Annotated in this window: 7 protein-coding genes; 4 read left to right on the top strand and 3 right to left on the bottom strand. The window is 61.9% G+C overall.

Translation table 11 applies throughout. The features are described 5' to 3' along the window. Window positions 1-388: 388 nt before the first annotated feature. Window positions 389-1,870, top strand: coding sequence for an amino acid permease (locus CQ012_RS17260; protein ID WP_105662734.1), 1,482 nt, complete (start codon window positions 389-391; stop codon window positions 1,868-1,870). Between the two features lie 304 nt (window positions 1,871-2,174). Here the strand turns inward: CQ012_RS17260 and CQ012_RS17255 are convergent, their stop codons facing one another. Next, the gene (locus CQ012_RS17255; protein WP_105662733.1) at window positions 2,175-2,456 is read right to left on the bottom strand and encodes a hypothetical protein; all 282 of its coding nucleotides are present in this window, start codon (window positions 2,454-2,456) and stop codon (window positions 2,175-2,177) included. 461 nt (window positions 2,457-2,917) lie between these two features. Between CQ012_RS17255 and CQ012_RS17250 the strand changes: the two genes are divergently transcribed. Then, on the top strand, window positions 2,918-4,588 hold the full coding sequence (locus CQ012_RS17250) for a thiamine pyrophosphate-binding protein (RefSeq protein ID WP_105662732.1): 1,671 nt from the start codon (window positions 2,918-2,920) through the stop codon (window positions 4,586-4,588). Between the two features lie 73 nt (window positions 4,589-4,661). Beyond that, on the top strand, window positions 4,662-5,699 hold the full coding sequence (locus CQ012_RS17245) for an endonuclease/exonuclease/phosphatase family protein (protein ID WP_105662731.1): 1,038 nt from the start codon (window positions 4,662-4,664) through the stop codon (window positions 5,697-5,699). On the opposite strand, the gene CQ012_RS17240 is transcribed toward CQ012_RS17245, so the two are convergent. Together CQ012_RS17240 and CQ012_RS17235 are read right to left on the bottom strand one after the other, a co-directional pair. After that, complete coding sequence (locus tag CQ012_RS17240) at window positions 5,696-6,997, bottom strand: D-arabinono-1,4-lactone oxidase (protein WP_286134713.1); 1,302 nt, start codon at window positions 6,995-6,997, stop codon at window positions 5,696-5,698. The genes CQ012_RS17245 and CQ012_RS17240 overlap by 4 nt on opposite strands. Further along, the gene (locus CQ012_RS17235) at window positions 6,994-8,184 is read right to left on the bottom strand and encodes an alanine racemase (RefSeq protein WP_105662729.1); all 1,191 of its coding nucleotides are present in this window, start codon (window positions 8,182-8,184) and stop codon (window positions 6,994-6,996) included. The genes CQ012_RS17240 and CQ012_RS17235 overlap by 4 nt, the downstream gene beginning before the upstream one ends. A 113-nt stretch (window positions 8,185-8,297) precedes the next feature. Between CQ012_RS17235 and CQ012_RS17230 the strand changes: the two genes are divergently transcribed. Continuing rightward, the gene (locus CQ012_RS17230) at window positions 8,298-9,062 is read left to right on the top strand and encodes a hypothetical protein (RefSeq protein WP_105658967.1); all 765 of its coding nucleotides are present in this window, start codon (window positions 8,298-8,300) and stop codon (window positions 9,060-9,062) included. Window positions 9,063-9,569: the final 507 nt, after the last annotated feature.

Raw genomic sequence — 9,569 nt, 5'->3', positions numbered from 1 at the left:
CTCGGGGGGTGCTGGTGGGGTGAGGCTGTTTCCGTGCGCCTTTGCTTCGGACATGTTCTAATTATACTTCGCTTGTTCGAACATGTCTTCTAATAGTGTGGAAAACTTCAGGGGTTTTCGATAGGCGCTAGTGCGCGAAGCGGAATAAAATGCATAAATATGCATTCCTGATCATGAAATCCATCTCAAAAGCTGACTGCCGAGCGATGCGCAAATACGGCTAATGCCCAAGAAGAAGCGGGAATTAGTGCGAACCCGCCGGATTCCTGAAAAGTCGGGACCAGCTGGATTATGACATGATATTCCAGTTCAGAACTTCCACGCGCAGCGCCCGGCCGCATCCTAGGCAGGGGCGAGGCAGCACCACCATTTCCCTTGAGGATCCGCGATGAACCGCAAACCGTCCGTGAGCTCCAGTCCGGCCACCCTGCTGGGCGCGCAGCTGCGCCGCCGCAAGTCGATCACGAATATGATCGCCGAAGCGGAAACCAATGCAGGGGCAGGCCAGCTGCGCCGCACCTTGGGCATGTGGCAGCTGACCATGATCAGCGTCGGCGCCACCATGGGCACCGGCATCCTGGTGATCCTCGGCGATACCGTGCCGATCGCCGGTCCGGCCATCTGGATCTCGTTCGTGATCGCGGGCATTACCGCGCTGCTTTCGGCGGTGTCCTATGCCGAAATGGCCGGCATGGTTCCGGTTTCCGGCTCCAGCTATTCCTATTCCTATGCCACCATGGGCGAAGGCATCGCCTGGATCTGCGGCTGGTGCCTGGTGCTCGAATACGCGGTGTCGGTGGCTGCGGTGGCCGTGGGTTCGGGCCAGTACGTGAACGAAACGTTGCGCACCTTCGGCATGGAGCTGCCCGAGCTGCTGGCTGGCGGCCCGGCCGACGGCGGAGTGGTTAACCTGCCGGCGCTGATCGTCGTCGCACTGGCCACCTTGCTGCTGGTGCGCGGGGCGCGCGAGTCGGCCATCGTGAACTCGATCGTCGTGGCCATCAAGGCCGGCATCCTGCTCTTCTTCTCGGCCGTCGCCTTCAGCGCCTTCAATGCGGGCAACTTCGAGCCGCTGCTGCCAATGGGCGCCGCCGGCGTGACCGCGGCGGCATCGAGCGTGTTCTTCTCCTATATCGGCTTCGACGCCGCCTCGACGGCCGGCGAGGAAGCCAAGAACCCGAAGCGCGACCTGCCCCGGGCGATCATGCTCTCCATGCTGATCGTGACCATCAGCTACGTGCTGGTGGCCGTTTCGGCGATCGGCGCGCGCGAATGGAACTGGTTCGAAGGCGCACAGGCGCCGCTGGTGCAGATCATCGGCGAACTGACCGGGCAGCCGATCTTCGTGCTGGTCTTCGCGGTCGCCGCCGTGCTGGCCATCGCCTCGGTAGTGCTCACCGTGCTCTACGGCCAGACCCGCATCCTGCTGGCCATGTCGCGCGACGGGCTGGTGCCCGCGGTGTTCGGCAAGGTCTCGGCCCGCACCGGCACCCCGGTCGCCGGCACCTGGATCACCGGCATCCTGGTGGCGGTCACGGCCGGGTTCATCCCGCTGGGCGCACTGGCCGACGCCACCAGCATCGGCACGCTGTTCGCCTTCGCGCTGGTGGGCGCCTCGGTGATCTACCTGCGCAGAACCCAGCCCAAGGCCGAGCGCACCTTCCGCGTGCCGCTGTACCCGCTCACCCCGATCCTGGGCATCTTCGCTTGCCTGTTCCTGATGAGCCAGCTCGGTTGGCATACCTGGCTGGTATTCATCATCTGGATGATCGTCGGCGCAGCGCTCTACCTTGGCTACGGCCGGCGCCGTTCGCGCCTGGGCCAGATGAGCGCGCAGGACTACGCGGCCAGCCACGGAAACGAAAAGTAGCTGCGCGCAGCACGCAGCAAGCGGGCGGGACCCGGCAGCCACAGGCATGCCGGGTCCCGCCCCTTTAACTACTTGCCCTGGTAGCTGAGCCCGAAGCCGTAGTCGAAGAGCGCTCCATCGGCAGTTTCGCCGTAGCCGGGCAGGTCGCTGGCCTCGTCCATGACGAATGGCTGGCGGATCGCACCGGGCGCTTAATGCCCGTCGCGCTGCTGAATTCGCCGTTCGCCGCGCTTGATGAGCAGCAGCGAAGTTCCGCGAAGTTGGGGGCGAGTGCGGCTTTCCGTACCGCCCCCAGTTCTGACGCCTAGATTTCGTAGGTTTCGGCGGGCGCGTTGCGGATCAATCCGCGCTCGGCCACCAGCGTGCTGATGAGCAGAATGGCGGCGGCCGCGTTCCAGGGAACGAGCGGCAAGTAGCCTTCTGGCGGCAGGTCGGAAAGCAGCCAGCGGGTTACCAGGAACGTGGCCAATCCCAGCGCAAGCGAAATGGCGAATGCGATGCCCCGGTGTTTCTTGGAGACGCCCTGCCACGCGGGGATTGATCCGTCGGCAGGTGCTTCAGAGGTGATTCCCAAGAACTTCAGCATGCGTTCCTTCTCTATAATGTCCGATAGTTGTCATATAAAGATCAAGTCAACTAAGTGTTATTTCGATAGTATCGAATCTGAAAATTGCTGTACATGGTACTTTCGGATGACACTTCGACTTCGAACACCGAGCCCGGGTGAAACTTTTGGCCCCGTGCACGGCGCGCAGGCCACGGTGGCGCCATTCGGCGTCCGGTGCAGCCAAGCGCGGGGGCAGGACCGAGGTGCGTGGGCGCATCGCTCGGAACGCTGCGAGATCGCCCCCGGGGAAGTGTTAATGGGAAGGCGCACTAGCGGCCTAGCGCCAGGCGCGGTTCCTGCCTTATCATCAGTGAGTCAGGAACATGGCCCCGCCAGGTTCCGGCGCTCTCAAAAGGGGCGATACCCGTTGCGGTCCAGCAACCGGTAACGGCAGACATATATGGAATTTCTTCAGCACGATTTCTTGAAAAGAGTCCATAATGTCTAGCGTTTCAGCTGCCATTGCCCACGCCCTCAAGCCGCTGGCCCCGCGGATCTTCGGATTGATGGGCAACGGCAATGCCCACTTCCTCGACGCCGCAGTGCGTGCAGGCTTCGACTACACCGCCGTGCGCCACGAATCGGCCGCCGTTTCGGCCGCCGACGCCTACTTCCGCATCTCCAATAAGCTGGCCATCGCCTCCACCACTTACGGTGCCGGCTACACCAACACCATCACCGCACTGGCTGAAGCCGCCGCGGCCCGGACCCCGCTGCTGTTCGTCACCGGCGACGCGCCAACTTCCGGCCTGCGTGGATGGGACGTCGACCAGGCCGCGATCGACACAGCAGTGCGAGCGCCGCGCTACGTCGTTGACCGCAACAACCCGGGTGCCATCGCTCTGGAGGCGGCCGCCCTGGCGTTGCGCGAACGGATGCCGGTTGTTTTGGCGATCCCTTATGATTTGGCCGCGGTGGATTCGCTCGAAGAGCAGCTGCCTGATTTCGCCTCCCTGCGCAGCACCCCTCCGGCACCGCAGCTGAACTCCACCCAGCTGGAGCAGATCGCTGGAAAGCTCAACGCCTCGCAGCGCACCCACATCCTCTATGGCCGCGGCGCGATCGATGCCGCGGCGCAGGTCCAGTCGCTGGCGCAGAAGCTGGACGCCACCACCTCGGGTACCCTGCTGGCCCGCGACCTGCTGGACTACGAGTTCGATTTGGGCATCACCGGAGGCTTCTCCACCGAGGCCAACGCCCGGATCATCGCGCAGGCCGATACGGTATTGGTGCTCGGCGCCTCGTTGAACCAGTTCACCATGCGTTTTGGCGATCTGGTCGCGCAGGATGCCAGCTTGATCCAGATCGACCTGGGGTGCGCCGCCACCAACCCGCGCGTGGACTATTTCGCCACCGCCGATGCGACCCTGGCCGCCGCGGACCTGCTTGGTGCGGTGGAGCAGGCGCAGGGCGGATGGCGTTCAAGCCTGGACCTGTCCAATCTGCGCACCCGTCCGGCCGGTGACGACCTGGCCGCCGACGGGCAGCTTGATCCGCGCCGCGTGGCCAGCGAACTGGAGAAGATCCTGCCGGCCAATCGCGTGCTGGTGCAAGACGGCGGCCACTTCATCGGCTGGGGGCCCATGTACTGGTCGACCACCGGTGCACGCTCCTTGAGCTGCGTGGGCACCGCGTACCAGTCCATCGGCCTGGGCATCGCTTCCATGGTGGGCGCAGGCCCGGCGGCGCAGGGGCGCACGGTCGTGCTGGCCGCCGGCGATGGCGGCTTCCTGATGGGCCTGGCGGACCTCGAATCGATCGTTCGCACCGTGGAAAGTGGCGTAATCGTCATCTACAACGACTCCGCGTACGGAGCGGAAATCCACCAGTACGGATCCGTCGGCCTGCACGAAGACCCGATGCTGATCCCGACCGTGGATTTCGCCGGTATCGCCAAGGCCATGGGAGCCACCGGAATCCGCGTTGACACGCTCGAAGACCTCGCCGGGGTCCAGCAGTGGGTGGATGCCGGAGCCCGGGGCGTGTGCCTGGTGGATGCCCGTGTCTCGATGCATGTGCGTGCTCCTTATATGGACGAGGTCCTTTCCGCGAACAAGAAGGCCGCCGCGGCTGCGGCATTACAATCCGGTAAAGGTGGTGGCAAGCGGTAGCCGAACGTCGTAGGGTGGTTGAGTGCGCAAGTTATTAGTCGGAACAGCAAGTCTGGGTCTAGGGGCACTGTTGATGTTCCCCGCAACCGGCGCTTTTGCTGCACCCACTGGACCTGGCGACTCGGCGGGTGCCAGCGCAGCGCAGCTTTCCGAGACCTCGCTTCGCGTGGCAACCATCCAGGCAAATCTCAGCGGCGAAACTCCCCAGGAGCTGCCCGCGAACCTGATGCGCGGATCCGACCGCCAGGCGGCGCAGGTTGCAGACAAGATCAGCAGCGCCAATGCGGACGTGGTGGTGCTGACAGATATGGACGCCACCCAGGACGCGGTTGATGCACTGAACGACCAGTATCTGAACAATCCCGACGATGCCCGCGCCGATGTGGAATACGGGTATTCCTACCTGGCCGTGGGCTCCAAGGGCCTGCAAAGCGGTGCCGATCTGAATGCTGATGGCGTCATCGGCGGCGCCGAGGATGCGTGGGGCCAGGCCGCATTTGCCGAGCAGGGCTCGATTGTCGTGCTATCGAAGTACCCGATTGCACAAGACCAGGTCACCAGCGTTTCCCGGCTCAAGTGGCAGGACGTTGCCAACGACATGATGCACCACACCGACTTCTCTGGTGTGCTGGCCGCCTCCATTCCGGTGATGAGCACCGGGCTGTGGGACATTCCCATCCAATACCGTGGCGAGCCGGTGCATATTCTTGCGACCCAAACCCAGCCAGATGCGCAGGACCAGGAATTCGCCAAGGCACGCCAGGCTGATGAGCTGAAGGTTCTCACCGGCTACCTGGCCGGAGAGGACTACGTTCGCACCGATGAGGGCGAGCAAGCAGAAGGAGTCGGCGAAGACCGCTATGTCATCGCCGGCGCACTTGGCTTGCAGGAGAACGCGGCAGATCGCGTTGAACCATTCCTCCAGGGGCTCAAGCGCGCGAATGCTTTGAATGATTCCGGCAGCTACCTGGTCCCCAGCGCAACTTGGCAGGTATTGGGCCAGGGCCGCATCCAGGAGCATCCGCCAAGCAGTCCCCAGCCCCTGCCCGGAACGGTGCCGGACTTGGTGAAAGCATCAAGCCCGCTGATCTGGACCGATGTCCAGTTCTAGATGCCGAGCAAACCCCGCAGATAAGGATTGAGGAATCGTCCCTCCGGATCGGCAGTTTGGCGCACCCTCGTGAAATCGCTGAATTTCGGGTAGAGCTGCGCCAAATCCGCTGCTTGCAGGCTATGTTCCTTGCCCCAATGCGGCCGGCCGCCCAAAGAACGGAAGATCTCTTCCATGGCCGGGAAGTATCCCGGAGCCTTATCCCGAATGTAGCGGTGCACGGCAATGTATGCTGTCTGCCTGCCGCTGGCGGTACCCAACCAGGTGGAGTCCCCGGCCGCGGTACGCACCTCGACAGGGAAAGAAACTCCAATTCCCGAACGCCTGAAATACGCTCGCACCTTCGCGAAAGCTTCATCGAAGCCAGCTAGCGGCAGCGCATACTCCATCTCGGTGAAGCGCACCCGTCGCGCACTGGTGAAAGCTTCATTCCATGGCGCGATGCTGCTGCGCTCCGGCAGGGCAGCGCAAGCCACCTCATTCAATTTGGCAGTGGTCCGGGGGACCGCTGCGCTCAGCGAGCTGAGCAGCTGCAACGCGCCATTGGAGAGCAGTTCATCGTTCAGCCAGCGGGCCGCCGCAGGCGGTTGATCGGCAGGGACCTGGCCGTCGAGCCGGGTATTGATCTTCACCTGGGCTTTGCTGGTGCCCGGGAACCAGAAGAATTCTAGATGGTCTTCTTGCCGGGCACGATCAACAAAGCTTTCGGCGATCTGCCCGATGGGTTCGATGGATTCGGCTGCACGCATCATGTAGTAGGGAACGCACCGCAGCCGAACGTGGGTGAGTACCCCCAGTGCTCCCAGGCCAAGCCGGGCCGCCTCGAATAATTCGCTATTCTCCTGCGCGCTGGCGCGCAGATGGGTCCCATCGGCCAGCATGAGCTGCACTCCGGTGACCGTTGCGCTGAATCCGCTGAATTCCAGGCCCGTGCCGTGGGTGCCGGTGCTGATTGCTCCAGCGACCGACTGCTTGTCGATATCTCCCATATTCTCCAACGCGAGGTTGAAGGGCCTGAGCAGGGCGGGGATCTGCCAGAGCCGGGTTCCGGCGCGGAACGTCACCTCGTGGGTGCGAGCGTCGACTTCCTCGATGCCGCGAAAGCCATCCAGATTCAGCAAGATCCCGTCGGTATCTGCCAGCGGAGTGAAGGAATGGCCTGCGCCGACGGTGCGCACCGGCTGGTGCTGGTCGGCGGCCTGCTCCAGGCTCTGCGCTAATTCTGCGATGCTGCGCGGAGAATGGACAGCTGCTGGGTGGGAGACCACGGTGCGTGCGAAATTCCTGAAAGTACTCACAGGAATGCTTTCCCTTCTCCACGGTAAGTAGGCCATTGTTCGACGATCCTGCCCTTGGAGTACACCGCCGCCTTATTAACGCGTTCGGCCGGTTCGCCGGACTTGGCATGGCGCAGCCACACGGTATCGCCTATGGCAATGCGGTGCGCCGACGGGCCAGTGAGCGGAGTCTGCACTTCGCCGGCTCCTTCCATGGCCAGGTAGCGAAGCTTCTTGGGATGCTCGATGGTGGGCAAGCGGTCCTTGCCGGCTGGGCCCGATGCGGCCCAACCGCCACCAAGGATGGTGACCGTTCGCTCATCGGGACGGCGGACTACCGGGAATCCCAGGTACAGGGCAGGGGTGGGGCGGAATGCGCGGTAGGAATCGAAGAGCGCGGGCGCGAATAATCCTGAGCCCGCGGCGATTTCGGTTACCGCTGGTTCTTGGATGGTGCTTTCTACCGAACCGGTACCTCCGGCATTTACAAACCGCAGGTCGCCGAGCTCCCGTACCAATTCCACGGTTTCGGCCCGGCGGTCCGCCAATTCGGCGGCGCTGGCTTGGCGCAGCTTGCGGGCGATCAATGCCCTGGGGCTGAAACCCCCATCGGGGACCGAAGCGATTTGGGATTCGTAGCCCATCAGCCCGTCCAAGATGAAGTTGCGCCGGCGGTGCACCTGGGCGGCCAGCTCGGCGACCTGTTCCGGCCGGGTCAGCGGGGAACGCGCGGCGCCGATACGGAGGTTGCTGCTGGGGTAATAGGCAGCATCCAGTTCCAGGGCGACCTTCAGCGGCCCGTGCCCCGGTGCGATCCTGTCGATCAAATCCAACTGCTCTTGGGTATCCACCATGAGCGTTACCTCTTCGCGTGCCTGTTCGCTGGCGGCCCACCGGCTGATCGCTTCGGCATCGGTTTGCGGGTAGGCAACCACCAAGTCCTTCAAGCCATGGCTGGCCAGCCATAATGCTTCGGCCAAGGTGAAGCAGAGAACGCCGCGGAAACCGGGCTCATCCAGGACCCGTTCCAATGCCTTGCGTACACGCAGGGATTTGGACGCGATGCGAATCGGCACACCTCCGGCCCGTTCGCGCAGGGCGATCACGTTGGAATCGAAGGCATCCAGATCGAGCAGCGCGACCGGATGCTCCGAGATCCCGGCGCTTTTCAAGGCGTGGTTATACCGTTTGGCCTGAGCGTTCTTCATAGGCCAACTCTTGCACCAGCGTCGGGGAGTTTCAAGGAATTTTTCAAGACGCTTGCTTGAAAGCGCAAAGCCCAAGGTAACTCTCAGGGTCTTGCGGTTAAGCTGGAGCCATCATGAAAAACGATCCGATTTCAATGACTTTGATTGGCAAAGATGGAAAGCCGCGCTCCGGCGTGCAGGACGCCATCATGAAGGGCATCGGCGTGCAGCGCCCGCTGGTGCTTGCCTACATCAAGCGGCTGCGCAAAAAGCACCCTGACGCTACTACTGCCCAGCTGGCAGCTATTGTCGAGCGCGATTACCTGCGCGTAGTTACCGGTTCCGGTGCAGCCGTGGGTGGAACCGCAGCCGTTCCCGCTGTTGGTACCGGTATCGCCCTGGGCCTATCCATAGCTGCGACCCTGGGCTTCCTGGAAGCCTCGGCGCTGTATGCGCAAAGCCTGGCAGAGCTGCACGGCATAGCCATCGACGATCCGGATCGTTCACGAGTCCTGGTTATGGGCATCATGATGGGCGATGAGGGCAGCTCGATGATTGCCGGATTGACTTCCCAGGCCGCAGGTCGCGGTGGGGGTCCAATCCAGGGATGGGCCAAGTCCTTCGGTGCCAGCAAGTCCACGAGCATCTACTCTGCAATGCAGCGCACCATGCAGAAGAAGTTCCTGCGCAAGATCATTGGCACCCAAGCGGCTAGCACCATCGGCCGTTTGGTTCCGTTTGGGGTCGGCGCGGCCATCGGTGGCGTAGGCAATCGATATATGGCCAAGCGCGTGATCGAGAATGCGGCAGTGGCCTTCGCCGGCATTCCCACGGTGGCGCCAAGCTCTCTGCCCCTGGATGATCCTAGAGTCATTGACGCAGAGATCGTCGAGGACTAGCTGAATCGCGGTAGCCGGCCACTGAGGTGGTCGGCTACCGGCTTTTAAGACGAATTTTTATGCGTTTTACAGATTTTTGCGAGCACCGAACCGCATGAACCCGGGCTTTAATCGGCGCTCCGGAATTAAGTGTGCACGGTCACCGTCAAAAACCACCCACCCGATTTGCAGGACCCCCAAAACCTGTGTATAGTTTTTCCTTGTCGCCGAGAACAAAACGGAAGAAATAACCGGATGTGAAACGGCGGCAGAACCCCAGAAAATCAAGGTTTTTCCACAGTCTTGTGGACAACAATTGAAAAGAATGGGAACTGAGAATACTGGTTCAAATCACAAACAATGGATTTGACTTTCAGGAATTCGAAGTTATAGAATATGAATATAACGCTGGACGAAATTACCTTCTGGAATGGTGGGTAAAGAACCGGTAAGTGTTTGTTGTTTGAGAACTCAATAGTGTGCCAAGTTTGTTGATACCGAATATTTTTATTTGGTGAATACATAACA

The organism is Arthrobacter sp. MYb214, assembly GCF_002979865.1.
In the GTDB taxonomy this organism is placed as follows: domain Bacteria; phylum Actinomycetota; class Actinomycetes; order Actinomycetales; family Micrococcaceae; genus Glutamicibacter.
The sequence above is the reverse complement of the archived record's forward strand: the minus strand, read 5'-3'. Positions and strand labels throughout refer to the sequence as shown.

Bases quoted from the DNA above. Each gene is read 5' to 3' on its own strand.
- CQ012_RS17260 (WP_105662734.1), top strand. From the start codon at position 389: ATGAACCGCAAACCGTCCGTGAGCTCCAGTCCGGCCACCCTGCTGGGC.
- CQ012_RS17255 (WP_105662733.1), bottom strand. From the start codon at position 2,456: ATGCTGAAGTTCTTGGGAATCACCTCTGAAGCACCTGCCGACGGATCA.
- CQ012_RS17250 (WP_105662732.1), top strand. From the start codon at position 2,918: ATGTCTAGCGTTTCAGCTGCCATTGCCCACGCCCTCAAGCCGCTGGCC.
- CQ012_RS17245 (WP_105662731.1), top strand. From the start codon at position 4,662: ATGTTCCCCGCAACCGGCGCTTTTGCTGCACCCACTGGACCTGGCGAC.
- CQ012_RS17235 (WP_105662729.1), bottom strand. From the start codon at position 8,184: ATGAAGAACGCTCAGGCCAAACGGTATAACCACGCCTTGAAAAGCGCC.
- CQ012_RS17230 (WP_105658967.1), top strand. From the start codon at position 8,298: ATGAAAAACGATCCGATTTCAATGACTTTGATTGGCAAAGATGGAAAG.